Source organism: Ktedonosporobacter rubrisoli (assembly GCF_004208415.1).
Classification (GTDB): Bacteria; Chloroflexota; Ktedonobacteria; order Ktedonobacterales; family Ktedonobacteraceae; genus Ktedonosporobacter; species Ktedonosporobacter rubrisoli.
Genome location: NZ_CP035758.1, coordinates 1269226 through 1285697, shown reverse-complemented (window position 1 = coordinate 1285697; position 16472 = coordinate 1269226). Strand labels below are relative to the sequence as shown.

At 53.2% G+C, this 16472-nt stretch carries 13 protein-coding genes; 5 read left to right on the top strand and 8 right to left on the bottom strand.

The window, feature by feature from the left end:
- Positions 1 to 49: 49 nt before the first annotated feature.
- A complete protein-coding gene (locus tag EPA93_RS05880) occupies positions 50 to 940 on the top strand; it encodes a sigma-70 family RNA polymerase sigma factor (RefSeq protein ID WP_129886155.1) in 891 nt (296 codons plus the stop codon).
- A gap of 185 nt (positions 941 to 1125) precedes the next feature.
- Here EPA93_RS05880 and EPA93_RS05875 read toward each other — a convergent pair whose 3' ends face one another.
- Positions 1126 to 1635, bottom strand: coding sequence for a nuclear transport factor 2 family protein (locus EPA93_RS05875; RefSeq protein WP_129886154.1), 510 nt, complete (start codon positions 1633 to 1635; stop codon positions 1126 to 1128).
- 324 nt (positions 1636 to 1959) lie between these two features.
- Here EPA93_RS05875 and EPA93_RS05870 point away from each other — a divergent pair, with 324 nt between their 5' ends.
- Positions 1960 to 2694 (top strand): class I SAM-dependent methyltransferase, encoded by a 735-nt coding sequence (locus EPA93_RS05870; protein WP_129886153.1) that lies wholly within the window; start codon positions 1960 to 1962, stop codon positions 2692 to 2694.
- A gap of 284 nt (positions 2695 to 2978) precedes the next feature.
- Positions 2979 to 3899 (top strand): MmyB family transcriptional regulator, encoded by a 921-nt coding sequence (locus tag EPA93_RS05865; protein WP_129886152.1) that lies wholly within the window; start codon positions 2979 to 2981, stop codon positions 3897 to 3899.
- A 129-nt stretch (positions 3900 to 4028) separates the two neighbouring features.
- On the opposite strand, the gene EPA93_RS05860 is transcribed toward EPA93_RS05865, so the two are convergent.
- The 3 genes from EPA93_RS05860 to EPA93_RS05850 all read right to left on the bottom strand — a co-directional run bounded on the left by EPA93_RS05860 (position 4029) and on the right by EPA93_RS05850 (position 8969).
- Entirely contained in the window at positions 4029 to 6107 is a 2079-nt protein-coding gene (locus EPA93_RS05860; RefSeq protein WP_129886151.1) for a prolyl oligopeptidase family serine peptidase, read from the bottom strand.
- Positions 6108 to 6616: 509 nt separating this feature from the next.
- Complete coding sequence (locus EPA93_RS05855) at positions 6617 to 7543, bottom strand: dihydrodipicolinate synthase family protein (protein WP_129886150.1); 927 nt, start codon at positions 7541 to 7543, stop codon at positions 6617 to 6619.
- A 121-nt stretch (positions 7544 to 7664) separates the two neighbouring features.
- Positions 7665 to 8969 (bottom strand): MFS transporter, encoded by a 1305-nt coding sequence (locus tag EPA93_RS05850; protein ID WP_207229458.1) that lies wholly within the window; start codon positions 8967 to 8969, stop codon positions 7665 to 7667.
- A 496-nt stretch (positions 8970 to 9465) separates the two neighbouring features.
- On the opposite strand from EPA93_RS05850, the gene EPA93_RS05845 reads away from it, so the two are divergent.
- On the top strand, positions 9466 to 10194 hold the full coding sequence (locus EPA93_RS05845) for a FadR/GntR family transcriptional regulator (protein WP_207229457.1): 729 nt from the start codon (positions 9466 to 9468) through the stop codon (positions 10192 to 10194).
- 168 nt (positions 10195 to 10362) lie between these two features.
- Here EPA93_RS05845 and EPA93_RS05840 read toward each other — a convergent pair whose 3' ends face one another.
- A complete protein-coding gene (locus tag EPA93_RS05840; protein ID WP_129886148.1) occupies positions 10363 to 11262 on the bottom strand; it encodes a LysR family transcriptional regulator in 900 nt (299 codons plus the stop codon).
- 286 nt (positions 11263 to 11548) lie between these two features.
- Here EPA93_RS05840 and EPA93_RS05835 point away from each other — a divergent pair, with 286 nt between their 5' ends.
- A complete protein-coding gene (locus EPA93_RS05835) occupies positions 11549 to 13039 on the top strand; it encodes an MFS transporter (protein WP_129886147.1) in 1491 nt (496 codons plus the stop codon).
- A gap of 92 nt (positions 13040 to 13131) precedes the next feature.
- On the opposite strand, the gene EPA93_RS05830 is transcribed toward EPA93_RS05835, so the two are convergent.
- The 3 genes from EPA93_RS05830 to EPA93_RS05820 form a co-directional block, all read right to left on the bottom strand.
- On the bottom strand, positions 13132 to 14019 hold the full coding sequence (locus EPA93_RS05830) for a LysR family transcriptional regulator (RefSeq protein ID WP_129886146.1): 888 nt from the start codon (positions 14017 to 14019) through the stop codon (positions 13132 to 13134).
- Between the two features lie 242 nt (positions 14020 to 14261).
- Entirely contained in the window at positions 14262 to 15257 is a 996-nt protein-coding gene (locus EPA93_RS05825) for an alpha/beta fold hydrolase (protein ID WP_129886145.1), read from the bottom strand.
- Positions 15258 to 15513: 256 nt separating this feature from the next.
- On the bottom strand, positions 15514 to 16371 hold the full coding sequence (locus tag EPA93_RS05820) for a helix-turn-helix transcriptional regulator (RefSeq protein WP_165422903.1): 858 nt from the start codon (positions 16369 to 16371) through the stop codon (positions 15514 to 15516).
- Positions 16372 to 16472: the final 101 nt, after the last annotated feature.

Below are 16472 nucleotides of genomic sequence, written 5' to 3'. Positions count from 1 at the left end.
TTTGACGCGTCTCTTTTATGAGAACACTTTTTGTGGAGAAGGATAACCAATGGAGAAACACGAATGGCTGGCGCAAGCATTCGAGGCTGAGCGTTCCCATCTGCAAGCCGTGGCCTATCGCATGCTTGGCTCGTTTGTTGAGGCTGACGATGCTGTACAGGAGGCCTGGCTGCATCTGAGTCGCGCTGATGCAAGTAGCGTTAAAAACCTTGACAGATGGCTGACGACAGTAGTGGCGCGCATCTGTCTTGATATGCTACGAGCGCGTAAAGTGCGGCGCGAGGAGTCGCTAGAAGCCGCTGAACTTGAGCTAGATCCGAGCCATGAGAGCGTGATTGATCCCGAGCAAGAAGCCATGCTGGCCGACTCGGTAGGCTTGGCACTGCTGGTGATCCTCGATACGCTCTCGCCGGCCGAGCGCCTGGCCTTCGTGTTGCACGATATCTTTGCCATGCCTTTCGAGGAGATTGCTCCCATCGTAGAGCGCTCCGAGATGGCTACCAGGCAGCTAGCCAGCCGGGCCCGCCGCCGCGTGCGCGATGCACCGAGCATTGAGGATGCTAATTTGACCCGTAACCGAGATGTGATCGAGGCCTTTCTGGCTGCCTCGCGCGCCGGGAACTTTGAGGCGTTGCTTGCTCTGCTCGATCCAGATGTGGTTTATCGACATGAGCGTGCAGCCCCATCCAAGCGCACACCAGGCGAGATTCGTGGAGCGCTAGCTGTGGCGAAGCAGCTCCTCAGAGGACATGCGCGGGCCGTGCAAACTGTGCTGGTGAACGGCGTACCCGGAGTAGTCGTGGCTCCCGCCGGACGGTTGCTAGCCGTGGCCACGTTTACTGTCACTGACGGCAAAATTACCTTGATCGATGTAATCTCAGATCCCGCTCACTTGAACTGCTTACACCTGGCTATGCTTCCAGATCAGGACCTGGCTTGATAGCGGGAACAGCTTTCCTTCAGCTAGTTCATCCGAAGTGATTTTTTTGCCTCTTCCCTCTTGGGTTCAGGTGCTTCAAAATAGGAAAGCTTAACTGGCGAAATGGAGATCACAATCCAAGGATTGCTGTCTCTGTTTCGCCTATTTACTGAACTCCATAGTTGATAGATCCGAGGAACGTAGTATTAGTTTGCTGAGAGCTGAGCGGTTACTACTGTAGGATCTCCCTCGAACCATATGCAATCTATGGTCAAACGACTGATACGCCAGATTTCGGCGTCGCGAACAAGGTTTGCATCGTAACGTCCCATGAGAAGAGCATGTCTGGTCCGGTCGGGACGAGGACCCTCGCCGGGCGAGAAGTGCTGAGCCAGGACGTATGCCTGGAGCCCTGCGCTCTCGCCGTTAACTGTAATACGCAGGTTGCTAGGAGCGTGGCTTGTGTCTAGAGGGCCGATAACCGCTATCATGGTCTTCACCACTACATCGCGAGATGAGAGGGCCGGGAACTCAATCCCTATTTTGCTTGCTGCGGGAGCAAAATCAAAGCAGATATCTTCAGTGCAGGAGGACGCGAGCAGGTCCGCGTCACCGAGATCCAGGCCTGCTGCCCAACGGTAGAGAGCATCTGCAACCTCGATCCGATCATAAGCAAGCCTTCCATAATCAGAGAAATCAGGTGTATAGGCAGTCATTCTTCCTTGTATCTCCTTTTCCTATGAGCGATAGGTAGAAAGGCCATTAAAAGGCGAGAGATGCGTGTGCACCCGCCTATCGGCCTCACGTTTTGTGTTTCTTGGGAATAGTATAGTGGGAAGCAGATGTTGTACCAAGAGTAAAACTACACCTGTCCCCTTCCCTGAAAGAATATTTCTCGTCGTGTCTGGCTTGCTTATTTGTTGGTAATCTCGTTATATATCCCTGATCCCGTGGAGTTGTGATATGATGTGCAATGTCGAACTTGCTACTCCTACCGTACGAGATTCGTATGGATAGAATAGAAAGAGTCTCATTTACCAATGAAACAGCCTTCAACGCATGTTGACTTTGATAAGAACCCACCCATGCCGCTTGACGCTTATGTGCAAACAGTCAGGAGCGTGAATATTGGCTATAACCTGACGTTCCAGTTGACAGCAAGCTTCCTGTGCGCCCTCGGCAAGCCCGACTTGCACATCCTGGTCGTGGGTGCCGGTGGCGGCGCGGAGGTCGAGCGCTTCCTTCCGCACAATCCAGGATGGAAGATCACCGGCGTCGATCCATCGCAGCAGATGCTGGCGCTGGCGCAGGCAAAGGTGGATCAGCTCAAACTTGCGGATCGTGTGACCCTCCTGGAGGGCACCGTTGAGCAACTGAAATCTGAAGCGCGGTTTGATGCCGCAACCTGTCTCTACGTGCTGCACTTCCTCCCGGATGCCGCAAAACTGTCCCTATTGCGCAGCATCAAGGACCATCTGCAGCCGGGTGCGCCATTGTATCTCATCAGTGGTGTGCGTCCGGACACAGCTGACATTGATATGACGAATCCAACACTGAGCGCGGATTTTCAGGGCGCCTGGCGGCAGTATGGTGAATCGATGGGTATGCCAGCCGAACGCATGGCGAGCATCGTGGCCGGGCTCACGGAGCAGATGTCCCGACCAGAGGCGGCGACCGCTGCAAGAGTGCAGGAACTCGTACATGAGGCGGGCTTCACATACGCCGCGCCATTCTGTTCAATCCTGGGATCAATGTATTGCTGGGTCGTGCGCTGAGGAAGGTAGCACAACGTTTGCTTCTCCTCTTCTCGGTGCTCATGAGCACAGCAGGTGTGAAGGCTCATGCAAAGAGCCTTTGAATGAAGACCATGGAAATCAAAGAGTCGCTTAAAAGCTCTTTGAGAGAATGGGATTGTCTTTCCCTCTCAATAAGACACATGTTTATCCGAGCTCCCTACCATGTAGAGAGCTCGTTGCGCATCCTACACCTCGGGTTGACAAAAGAGCGTACTGGCAGGAAGGCAAGAGGAGCATTGCCAGTTCGCTTGCAGGAGGAAGGCATGATTGATAGCAAACCTGGCATTTTGCACACCTCAGAAGTGCTGTATGATGTCCTGAACGAAATAGAAATCCTGCGTATTAGACGCCAAAAAGAGGTGAAGGAGCAGGCTCATCCCCATCTCAAGCGCTTTACCCAGCAAGAGTTAAATGATGAGGCGTGTCCCACTTATAAAAATTTGCTGATCGGGCGTTCACACAGGGTTCCTGGCCGCACGACGATTGTGCAGATTGCACAGTATCTCGAATGTAGTGCGGCTGAGCGTAACGATTTGCTCTTAGCTGCGCGCTATCTTCCCGAGAGCCTCGAATTGAAAGGTTCTCAATTGAAACAGGCCTTAGAGCAAGCTCAAAACCTTATGGAGACCTTGCCCTATCCCGCGCTGATTCTGACACACGCACTAAAAGTAGAAGCCGTCAATGATATCTTCAGGCAGGTTTTTGCCTTCCCACCGCTGCATGCTATTCCGAGACAACACAGGCATCTTCTCTCTTTCTTCTTTCACCCTGATCTATCCATCCGAGCGAGTAGCACCTTCAATGAACAGGAAGTTAAGGCCTGGCAAACCCATGCGCTTCAAGGTATCCAGCTCTTTAAACAAAGCAACGTGCTGTACCAATTTGAGCCGTGGTATAAAGAACTTGTGGAACAGCTTTGTGCAGTCGCCGATTTTCGTACCTACTGGGAAAGAGATTCTGAGGTCCTTGATAAGAAAGCCCTCATGTCAAAATCGTTTCTCAGTAGGCATGCCATGACTGGAGAATTGCTTCCGATTCAACTCCGCCGCGTTCACATCTCGGTTGGTAGTTACAGATATCCCAACATTGCGGCGTTTTTACCCCTGGATGAGGCTGCTCGTACTTTCTTTGTCTCCCTTGGCAGTGCTGAAAGGCCTGCCTCCAGCTCACTTGAGGCCTATTGATTCCTGAGAGGCAAGGACAAAAGGTGCTCTTGCCTCTTTAAGTGTTTTGGAATCTTATTTACAATACAGCAGGTCAGGCTTCTCTTTTGCTTTTGTGTGTCATTTCTTTGATCTTTTCTTGATAGTACTCTAGGCTCCGAATTGTTGCAGGAGGAAGGCATAGGTATCGGCCAATTCCTCCCGGATCTGCTGACGAGTTGAGCCCATGCCGTGGCCACCCTGGAACTCGATGCGCAAAAGAACCGGTTTGCCTGAAGCGCTTGCCGCCTGTAAGCGGGCCGCCATTTTGGCCGGCTGCCAGACCACAACGCGTGGATCGTTGGCGCCTCCGGTAAGCAAAACGGCAGGGTAGCGTTCGCCATCCTTGACACGCGTGTATGAATCAGTAATGAGCAGGCCCTTGAAGCCATCTTCTGTGGTGACGCTGCCAAACTCAGGTATGTTGGGTGGGCCATTCTCTGTGAACTCCATGCGCAGCGTATTAACGCAGGGTACGGCCATGACCATAACCGCCCACAAATCGGGCCGGCGTACCAGCGAGCCACCGGTGGGAATGCCGCCCGCGCTCCCACCAATGCCGGCCAGCTTCGCGGGTCGTGTATAGCCTTGCTGCACGAGATACTCGGCACAGGCAATAAAATCTTCTATCGTGTTGTGCTTTTTGAGCATGTGACCGGCCTTATGCCAGCCGTCGCCATACTCTCCCCCGCCTCGCATGTGGGCCATCGCAAAGACACCGCCACGCTCAAGCCAGGAAACTCTGAGCGGATTGAAGGCTGCGCGCGAGACGATTCCATATGATCCATAGCCTTGCATCAGCGTCGGATTGTTGCCATCCAGAACCAGGCCTTTTTTATGGATAATGGAGAGCGGAATTTGTGTGCCATCTTTGCCCGGCGCAAAGACTTCGTGCACCTCAAATCCGCTAACATCGATAGGCGATGTTGGAATCCAACCTGTATTCGCAAACTGCCCGCTATTAACATCGCAGCGGTAGAGCTGCGGCGAGATCAGCCAGGAGGTCAGGGTCAGCAAAAGCTCAGTGCTGTCCTCTTCGCTTGTCCAGCCGCTGATTGTGCCCTCAATGGGCAGGGACAGTTGCTCGGGCTCGCCTCCGCTCAGTCTCACGCGCCTGATGCGTCCAAGGCCAGCATCTAAGTCAAGGGTGAGCAAATACTCTCCCACCACGCGGATATCCTCAATTACAACCTGGCTTTCGGACACTACCACGCGCGCCCGGGCAAGATCGGGCTCTTTGAGCGAGGTGGCAATGACTTTATAGCGTGGCGCACCTTTATGCGTCTTCAGGTAGATGGTATCGCCGCTCCAGGTATAGCCCGTCACGCCATCCTCAATGTCGGCGATAAGTCGCCAGGGACAGGTCGCGGGATCTTCGTTGAGTGCTGAACGTGGTGCGACATATAAAGTGATCTCGCTCTGATCGCCGTGGAGGATCTCGCCGATCATCCAATCGCTCTTTGTCGATGTAAAGATCTGCGGAATATCGTCGGGAGCCAGCTCAACACGCGGATTTATCCCACGCCCAAAGATGATTGGATCGCGCTCGGGATCGCTGCCGGGGCGATGCAGGTGAATCTTACTATCTTTAAAGTAATCGGTAGCCTCAGCCTCGGGTCCGCGATGTGGAAAACGACGATACAGGAAGGAGCGCTGATCTTCCAGCCAGTTGACGCTTGTAAAATCTGTGCCCTTGATCGTCAGATCGAGCGTGCGGCCGCTCTCTACTTCCAGGACGTGCAGAACACTCTCTTCTGAGCCGCCCTGCGAAATCCCATAGGCAACATGCTTTCCGTCGCGAGAGGGGAAGTACCAGTCAAGAGCTGTGTGGACCTCACCTTTGAGCGCATTAGGGTCGAAGAGTAGTTTTTCCTCGCCTCCAGCTAAGCCGCGAACCATAAGCTTTTCAAGGTTATCGCTGGGATCTTTGCGAAGGTAAAAGACGTTTCCGCCCGCGAGCTCGAAGTTCCGCGCAGTAGTCGTCGTGTCGTCAAGCTCTTCAATGCGAGTCAGTAATGCAGCACGCTCAGGCAAGGCATCCAGATAGGCACGCGTGTAGTCTGCCTGCGCTTTGAGCCAGCTCTGCATTTCCTCGCTCTGCCTATCCTCCATCCAGCGATACGGATCTTCGATCGTCGTACCGAAATAATTATCCCGAACTACTTCGATACGCGCAATAGGCTGCTTCATGAGCCTTTCCTCCTCTTATTCCTTTTCGCTAATGTAATTAGTATAACAGAAAACGTTGATCTCTGACAGCTTTCCCTCCTCGCCTCCAGGGCTTTCCAGTTCTCGTTAATGTGGCCACTTGAAGGCGACGAAGAAGAGGAGAAAATTTGGAGCTCGCGCCGCGCTAGAGCGATAGAGCCCTTCACAATCCCATTTTGGAGAAGTGGAGATCTTCCAATCTTCGAGTTGTTGCCCAGGGCCGAGGGATAGGCTCCAGGGGCTTTACGCACCAATATCCAGGAGGAGGTAGCGCAAGAGGCTACAAGGGCTGAATAAAATATCGGATCGCCAAATAAGGCTCAGCTCTTCGTATTTCTGAATGCCACCTTTGAAGCAGTCGTCTGGCCGGAATGAAAGATAAGAGGGTAGAGAAGGGCCCCGACCGCTACGTAGGCGGCATATGTGGCGCCTGCGGGATGCTGTGGAAAACTGCCGGCAGGCGCCCTCTGCCAATCGCTGTTGAGATTGGCTTACAGCAGTTGGGCTGTGTGTAGCGCTTGCCGGATCTGTTCCGTCTCTGCTGCGTTCAAACGCAATTGCGGGCGTCCTACCACGTTGGTGGCGATAATGCCGCGCAGCTGCAGGGCTGTCTTAAAGGCCCCCATCGCTGATGAGCCAATCGCCATGCGTCCCAGGCCGACCTTGATAATCTCAAAGAGCCGGTAAAGGCGCTCCTGTTCCTGGCGCGCGGCCTGCCAATCGCCGGCCCGCGCTGCTTCGTACAGGCGCACATAGCCGGCCGGATCGACGTTGCCAAGACCCGGAACCGCCCCGCTGGCCCCTATCATCAGCGCGGCGTCAACCAGCAGCTCTGAGCCCGTAAAGGCAAGAAAGTCGGGATAGCTCTCGCGGGCCAACAGCAGTCCACGAAAGTTAGCCTCATCCCCACTACTATCTTTGACGCCCTGCACAACTTGCTCCTTGACTAGCTGCAGGAGAGTGCCGGGCTCGATTTTGCTGTGCACAGCGACAGGAATATCGTAGGCGAGGAGCGGCAGCTCTACAGCCGCGTGGACGAGGCGAAAATGCTCGCTGATTTCGGCCTGACCGACGCGCGTATAGAATGGCGCAGTTACCACCAGGCCATTCACGCCGGCCTGCTCGGCGGCTCTGGCATGCTCGATAATGCGGGCCGTCGTCATATCGATAGTCCCGGCCAGCACCGGAACCTGGCCCGCCACGCACCTGACTACAACATCAAGGACTGTGGCGCGCTGCTTATCGCTGAGAAAGGCCACTTCGCCGGTTGAGCCCAGAGCAAATATGCCGTGTACGCCGGCCTCTAGCTGAAAGGCTATCAAGCGCTCCAACGACTTTGTATCGATCTCAAACTCTTCGGTCAAAGGCGTGCTCAACGGGGGCACAATTCCATGCAAACGAGACGCAAGAACTGACATTGCTATATATCCCTTACTAGTGTCATTGCCGGATGGCTATTTGGATTGGTAAGTATACCGGAAGGAGAAAGAGCGAGGCGCGCCCTCGCCGTTTCTCGATCCACTTAAAAGAGGCCAAAGCTTATTTGGGAGCCGCAGCGACTACGCTCGTTTTATTGCCCTGGCTCGGCGTAATATCATAGGCCTCAACCCCGGCTGTACGGCGCAGCAGGCGCCCGGGAATGTTAAAGGCTACAATCGCCAGCACGACCAGCGTCCAGAACAGCATCAGCACGGCCAGCGCTATGCCAAAGCCCATCTGTTTGGCAAAGAAGGCACCCCAGATAGGCGCAATCGCTCCACCAAGCGCGCCAAGATTATAGGCCACACCGGTTCCGGCTCCCCGAATCTCCGGCGCAAAGTACATCGACATAAACTTGGGATGCAGGCCGGCAATGCCCTGGCTCACGAAGAGTAAGACGAAGACGAGCACGCCAAGCAGCAGGATCGTCGATTTGCCGATCAGGAAAACCGGTAAGATCAGGACCAGCGAGACCAGTAGCGAGTAGATGTAGGCATGCCTTGTGCCAACTCGATCGCCCAGGAAGCCGGCAAAGATACAACCAAGCAGCGTGCCGAAGTTGGCGGCAAACATTACTTGCGCTACACCAACGGCATCATAGCCGATGGATTTTAGATAGGTGGGCAGGAGGGATTGCAGCGGCCAGCTATAGAGGAAGGCTGAGAAGATAAAGAGCGTTACGACCAGAAAGACCGGCAGGATCTGCGGCGAGAAGAGCTTGAAGAAAGAGATGCCGCTGCTGGCTTCCCCCTGTTTGCGCTTCTCGTTCCATTCGGTATTCTCGGGCAGGTTCTTGCGCATGTAGAGGGTCAAGAGTACGGGAATGATGCCGACATAGAAGAGCACGCGCCAGCCGAAGTTTGTAACGATAAAAGGATAAATAAAGGCGACAACTAGACTTCCTACGTTATAGCCAGAGATAAGAAAACCGCTGGCTTTGTTGCGCACACGCAGGGGCCAGCTCTCTAAGACGTAGGTCGAGCTCGCACTATATTCACCAGCCATGCCCAGGCCGACGATAAGCCGGAAGGCGAACAGAGACCAGTAGCTCCAGGCCAGACCACAAAAAAAGGTGCCAATGGCGTAAAGCCAGATCCCGGCGATCATGGCATTTTTACGCCCGATCTTGTCGGCAATGCTGCCAACGATAGCTCCACCGAGCCAGCGTGTAATAAAAGAGGCGCTGATCAGCGTGCTGGCTGTAACCAGGTCGAGTTGAAATTCCTTTTGGATATTGGTTAAGACATAGGTGATGAGCACGAAGTCGAAGCCATCTAAAGCATATCCCATCCAGGCGGCCCAGAAGGCTTGCCAATGATTCTTTGTCAGTTCTTTATACCAGGGCAGAGTGGCTGTCGATGCCATGATATGTCTTCCTTTCAACATGTGCTACAGAGCTGTTGTGTATACATCAACTCCTCAAGTCTTGCTGCCTTTTTAAAGCTTGCTCTGCTAGTGATGCTTTCCGGGCTTTTGCGGAGACTAGTTCTATTCTTCCCTCCACTGAGAGAATTGTTCCGCTGGAGATGCTCACTCGACCCACTGTGGACGCGAAAATGCTTGAGAATGCTGAACAAGGTATATCTGGCCCTCACCTATAAAACTATAGCATGCCTGGCGAGACAAAAGCTCTGTAAACCGAATGACAACAGTGTCTTCTACGAACGGACATGAGCGCTAGAGAGTAGCCGCTACGAGTTTTACTAGCTTGTTCCTACGCAGATCCCTCCTGTGTTATAATAGTAAAAACACTCGCTTGTAGGATGTCTTACCTCAAGTTAAAGATATCATATCACCTTCAATGGTTGTCCTACAAGTTGTTGAGAAGTAGTGTACCCAATAAAAAATAAGGAGTCAAGGTGTGACGGCTTTGAATTCTGCTCCACGTGGCGAAGCCTTGCAGCAGAGCATTCAGGATTACATCAAGCAATATATTATCGAGCATCAGCTCCAACCGGGCGCTCCTCTGCCAAGCGAAGCGGAGATCTCCGGCGAGCTTCAGGTGAGCCGTAACGCCGTGCGTGAGGCGATCAAGGTGTTACAGACCGTGGGGATTGTAGAGACGCGCCACGGCCAGGGAACCTTTGTGGGTGATCTGTCTTTGCAGGCCCTGGTAACCGGGCTCTCGTTTCGTGTATTAGTCGATGCTCCGCGCGACTTGCGCACATTACACGAGCTGTTAGAAGTGCGCCAGATCCTTGAATGCAACCTTGTAGCCCACGTGGCGGAAGTGACGACGCCGGCTCACCTGGCTGATCTGCGCGTCTTGATCGCTACAATGGAGGCACGGGCCTTACGCAACGAGCTCTTTCCGGAAGAGGATCGGGCCTTTCACGAGGTGCTCTATCGTCCGCTGGGCAATAATCTTGTCATCCAGCTTTTGCAAGCCTTCTGGGATGTATTTCACGTCGTACGTGCGCAACTACCCGGCCTGGTTGATCCGCCGATGGCCACCGTCAAAGATCATCAGCGTATCGTCGAAGCCCTGACCAGCGGAGACGGTGCGGCAGCAAGAGAGGCTATGGCCGCGCACTTTGCCGGTATTCGCAGCCGCCTGGCCCTTTCCCAGGACCAGAAGTCAGCTCCCTAATAGCTGCTTCACAGTCTGGTTGAATGGTTTACAGTCGAGGCGGGCATGGGTATTGGACAACATCACTAAAATGGAAAAGGGATAAGATACCTCAGGCATCCGTCTTATGCTCCCTTTTTTCCTGGCCTGTGTGCTCTAACCAGCAAGAAAAATGGCATAGGAAAGCTTTCAAGCGTCTGGATGAAACTTGCTGCTGATCTCTCTTGCCAGAGATGTGAATGCTGCAATAAGGGGCGATGTTTCCTGCTTTCGCCGCATCATCTGAAGATCCACGCTCCATGAGGGTTCTAGCAAGGGTTTAAAGACGATACCCTCTCGCTTCAAGCTCTGGGTCCAGGCGCTCATCATTGCCACTCCCAGGCCAGCGGCTACCAGGCTGGCCATGATATGAGGATGAGCCGTCTCTTGCACAATACGCGGTTCAAATCCTGCCTGCTGACACAGGCGCGTATTCTGATCATGGTAATGAGGATTAAGCTTGCGGGGAAACCAGATCCACGGTTCCTTGGCAAGTTCTGCGAGGGCGACCCTGGCTCTGCTGGCCAAGGGATGTGTTTCGGGTAAAACGACGACCATTGAGCATTCCAGCAGGCGTTCATAAGCTAGATTCTCCACCAGTGAAGGCGCGACCGCAAAGCCAATATCCAGGCGATGTTCGCTAAGGGCAGTCACTTGTTCGCGCATGGACAACTCATGCAAGACTACCTCGACTTCTGGAAAACGCTCTTGATAGGTATGGACAATCTGAGGGAGCACGCTATAGATGGCAGCTCCGGTAAAGCCAATAGCCAGGTATCCCAGCTTGCCTTGGTCAAACTGGCGGGCTATCTGGATAGCTGCCTCGACATCGGCAAAAATAAGGTAGGCCTGCTTTAAAAAGCCCTGTCCGGCCGGCGTGAGTGCAATCTGTCTCTTGCTGCGATCAAATAAAAGAACCTGAAGCTCTTCTTCTAGATTATGAATACTACGTGTCAGGGCTGGCTGGGCGATCTGTAAACGCTCGGCCGCCCGTGTGAAGTTCATTTCTTCGGCGACTACCATAAAATGGCGCAAGTTTCGAAGTTCCATAGTTTGTCGTTCTATACCTTTTTTTTATGGTTCCTACTTTTAAAAGTATTGGACGAGTATCAGTTATAGCAAGTATTCTATCAGCGTAATGTTTATGCTGACAATGGTCTAATTTTACGCGGGCTTTCCACTTCTCAAAAACGGGATGCCAGGGGCCAGAGAGGACGCAGGCAAGCACATTAGGGCCCGCGCTGTTCTTCTCGGTTACCGTCAAATGCAGCAAATGAGGAAGCGGAAGGCATTATGGATTTAAGCGCTATTGCTTAGCAGAAAAGGAAGTTTCTGTATGACTACTCGTACAACAAGATCAGTGAGGCCAGCGGACACGGCAGTGGATACGCGTCGCTGGTTTGCCCTTGTCGTTATTCTTATCGCCACTTTTATGGCGATTCTAGATACATTTATTGTAAATGTGGCCATTCCTTCGATCCAACACGGCTTACAGATGAGCTTCGGTGAGATCCAGCTCGTCATCGCTGGCTATACTCTGGCCTATGCTGTAGGTCTGATTACTGGCGGGCGCCTGGGTGATATATATGGACGCAAGCGTTTGTTCGTAGTTGGAATGCTCGGATTTACGCTCTTCTCGCTCATCTGCGGCCTTGCGCCATCTGGCATTCTATTGATTATTGCGCGTATTGCGCAGGGTCTGGCGGCAGCTCTGATGATACCGCAGGTGCTGGCTCTCATTCAGGTAAACTTCCGTGAGCGGGAACGTGGGATTGCCTTTGGCTTCTATGGAGCTACGGTGGGTTTGGCCTCGATTGCCGGCCAGATCCTTGGCGGCTTTCTGATTACGAGCAATGCTTTTGGCCTGGGTTGGCGCAACGTGTTTCTGGTTAATGTTCCTATCGGTATTCTGGCTGTACTGGCCGCTATCCCTTTGATTCGTGAGTCGCGCGTGGATGGCGCACGTAGCCTTGATTTGGGCGGCGTAGGGATTCTCTCCGTGGCCCTCTTTTTACTCACCTATCCTCTGGTCGAAGGACGCGATGCTGGCTGGCCATTGTGGGCCTTTCTCTGCTTAATCCTGACGCTTCCGGTCTTTGCCGGTTTTGTCTTCTATGAACATCGCTTGAGCAGAAAGCAAGGCAGCCCTTTACTGCCGCTTTCACTCTTTAAGGATCGAACCTTTGATCTGGGTATGATAGCTGCCCTGGTGTTTTATAGCGGCAATGCAGCCCTGTTCTTTATCCTGGCATTGTACTTGCAGATGGGTCTCGGCTTCTCTGCCCTGGCCGCTGGTCTAACCTTTATGCCTCTGGGAATCGGATTTGCGCTCACTTCGCTGATTGCGCCGCGCTTGGTTCCTCACTTAGGCGGAACGTGGATCTTGCGTAGTGGCGCCATCGTTATGTTCCTTGGCGAGCTCTCGACGCTATGGGCTGTCCTCCAGACCGGGTTTCACATTCGCGAGGTAGAGCTTGTCTTACCTTTGTTGGTGGTTGGTCTCGGTGAAGGTATTGTGGCGGCTCCGCTCATTAATACAATTCTGGCTGGTATTCAAGCGCAAAATGTAGGGGTTGCCTCGGGAGTGCTTACGACTACAACTCAGGTTGCCAATGCACTTGGCGTCGCCTTCATTGGTATCATCTTCTTTGGTGTCCTGCGTCCCGGCGCGCAACCTGCCCTGAGCTATGGGCAGGCTTTTGAGGCATCGACATGGGCAATTGCTGCTCTAGCTCTGCTAACCTTGCTCTTTGTCTCGCTGCTGCCATCAGCCAAAAAGCCTCGGGCAACTCAGGAGAGCCAGAGTGGAGAGGCCACGCAAGGATAAACTTCGCTCGTTACCCAACCCGGAGAAGATTTTATCAAGCCCGTGTGAGCCTTCAGAAGGTTCAGGCCAGGAGTATTCTAGCCTTGCTTGAATCAGTCCTCTTGCCGAAAGCTTCTGGCGATGGTAAGGAAGTTTTCTAGCACTGGCGAGGGCTCTTCCCGGCGCATGGCCAGGGCCAGTTCCCAGCTCAGGGGAGGATCGAACAGGTCGCGGTAGATAATGTCATTCTGGCGCAAGCCTTGTACCGAGGCTGGAACCAGCGAGATGCCGATACCCGTGGCGACCAGCCCGACAATCGTTTGCATCTCAATCGCTTCCTGGACGATCTGCGGCTCAAAGCCAGCTTGCTGGCAGGCGCGCATGAGGCGATCGTAGGTACCAGCTCCGAGGCGGCGCGGATAGAGAATCCAGGGCTCCTGGGCGAGTGAGCGTAAGCTCAGGTGCGTCTCTGCTGCCAGCTGATGATCTTTGGGCAAGGCCACTACCAGCGGCTCGCGTAGGAGCGTTTCGAGCCGTAGCGTCTCTTTCTGGATGGGAGGCCGGAGGAAACCGAGCTGAATCTGTCCGGCTATGAGCGCCTTGACCTGCTCGGCCGTGGTGAGCTGGCGCAGGTCAAGCTTGACGTCGGGAAAGCTGGCACGATAGGCACGCAGTATCTTCGGCAATATTTCATAGGTTGCCGAGCCCACAAAGCCAATGGTGAGCGAGCCTACTTCGCCGCGCTCGGCCCGTTGCGTGTCGTTGATAGTATGCTTCACCTGAGCCAGAATTTGCCGTGTGCCCTGCAGAAAGACCTCGCCAGCCTCCGTCAGTTCGACATGGCGCTTTGTGCGTTTGAAAAGCTGCACTCCCAGCTCTTCTTCTAGCTGCTTGATTTGCTGGCTCAGCGGGGGTTGCGACATGTGCAAACGGGCGGCGGCGCGGCTAAAATGCAGCTCCTCGGCGACAACGAGAAAGTAGTGGAGCTGCCTCAACTCCATCGCTCATTACCTCGGTGGAATAAAACTATTACAAACAGGCTAACAGACATATAAAATTACCTCGCCCCTTCCCTCTTGCTTTCAGCAAAATTGCGGGATACCAGCTAAAATTTTGTATGCTCTATCTTAACACAATAGCTTGCTAGGGAAGCTGTGGGCACTCTCCAGGCTCCTGGCCTTCCTTGCGCGATTCTCTCTCGTTCAGCTATAAACACTACGCTTGTAGAATAAAGTATTTTGCCCTATGAAGCTAAAAAATTCAGCATCAATTGCTGCACTTCCTCTGGCTGATCATCATATACCAGATGGCCTGCATGATCGAGTACGACAATCTTAGCCCGAGGATTTAACCGATGCCAGCGTGGGATATAGTTGTTTGCATCCTCAATTGTGTCCTGTTTGCCCCAGATGACCAGTGTTGGCATTGTCATCCTGGGAATGAGCTGGTCCGTCACCTTCCAATCTAGATTGCGCTCCAGTACCCATTGTGAGATCAGATTGCACTGGAACGTGAGGGGTGGATAGAGCTCCTGCACCATCTCGGTCGAAAGCTTTGATTTATCATAGAGAAGCCCTTCCAACAAATCTTTCGTCGCTGCAGCGCTGGTTGGCATAGAAAGCTTCATGGTAGCTTCGCCAATTGCTGGCCACTTGGCGAGCTCATAAAACCAGGGATCAGGCAGAGCCAGGCCGGCGTTATCAAGGCCAATGTACTTGCTTACACGCTCCGGGTGCTTCTCTGCAAAGTACAGAGCCATGCCTCCACCCCAGGAATTGCCGCCGAAAACTGCTTTTGAAATGTGCAGCTTGTCCATAAACTCTTGTAACGACTTATCGATAGAGTCGAGAGTGTATATGCTATTGTAGTCGGGATTTTTGGCGAGGGGAGTTGTATATCCATCGCCCGGAGGATCGATCACATAGACTGCGTAGTGGGGAGCCAGGGTGGTGACGATGTTGCGGAACTCATAGAGCCAGGCACCACCGCCGGGCAGGAGCACGACCGGCTCTCCGCTGCCCTGCTCTAGATAGTGCAAACGAAAGTTGCCTGCATCGATGTAGTGATCAAGATGTTCTCGCTGCAATTGGGCCAGGTAGGCAGAAGGGTGACCGCGATCTTCTGGCGGCATGTAAGCATAAGCAAATGCCAACAGGACGACAAGACAAAATGCCAACAAGACGAGAATACTATATGTTGTGCGGCGTAACCACTTGTGCTTTAGCCAGAAATGTTTCATTGTTTGCTCTCTTCCTTTGATAATTTAATCGTCATAGCTATCTGAAGCTTCGTAACTGATTGCTTACCAAATTTCATTCGCTGTACGTATAGTAAGTATAGCAAAAATGAGAAGCATAGATCAAGAGTAGGGAGAGGCTGTATTGCTTGTCAGACAGAATTGTAAGTAGCTTCTTGGGCAAAAGCTATGCGCAGGCAGGCGAACTAAAGATTTTTTTGGCTATTAGCAGAATGTGGATAATGGACTATCTGCCCACTCAGGCATTGCTTATGGCTGGCTGTTCCAGCAGAAAGGCGAGCTTGTGCGCGGTATCAGCTTCTGGCAGTGGCGTATAGAGGAACAACCGTAGTTCGGGGGCATTGGTGAGTAGCATTGTCGTCGATTGTAAAATGAGCTGTCCTACGCACGGATGATTGAGCTCCTTGCGTTCGATATGGGACTCACAAACATCATAAAGCTGCCACCAGGCAGAGAACTCAGGGCTGGCCTGCAGCAAGCGATCCCTAAGTTCGCTAAACCAGGCAGAGTCTGCGTCGCGCCCTTCGCTGGCGCGAAAGAGGGCGAGCGCGCGGCGGGCTATGGGTTCCCACTCTACGAAGAGCTGACGTAGGGCAGGATCGGTAAACATAAGCCATAAGAGGTTGTGCGCCTGGTGTCTGTGAGGCGTGGTGCTATAGCTAAACACGCGCGCGCAGGCAAGATTTCGTCCGCTAATATCCCAGTGTTGATTGACTACGAATGCTGGATATGGATTGAAGCTGTCAAGAACGCGCTGTAAGTCCGCGCTAATGTGCTGCTCGACAGGGTTGGCGGATGGCAACGGTAGATGTGTGCGGGCCAGTACGAATAAGTGGGCGCGCTCGTCGGCGTTGAGTTGGAGCGTACGCGCCAGACTCTCAAGAATCTGGGCTGAGACCTGAATGGCCTGCCCCTGTTCTAGTTTGGTATACCAGGTCAGGCCAACGCCAGCGAGCTGGGCAAGCTCCTCGCGCCGCAGGCCCGGGGTGCGCCTTTGTCCAACCCCTGCAGGCAGATGGAATTGCGCGGGCGAGAGGCGCGCGCGTCGTGTGCGTAGGAATTTGGCAAGCTCCATTCTTCTTTCTTTATCATCCATGTGCATCTCTCCCTGGGTAGTAGTTTTTATACTAGCCTGAATCAGGTAATTGTTCAAGGCTTTTTGTTGCTCCATACTTCTGACATTAAGAAGTTTTCTGC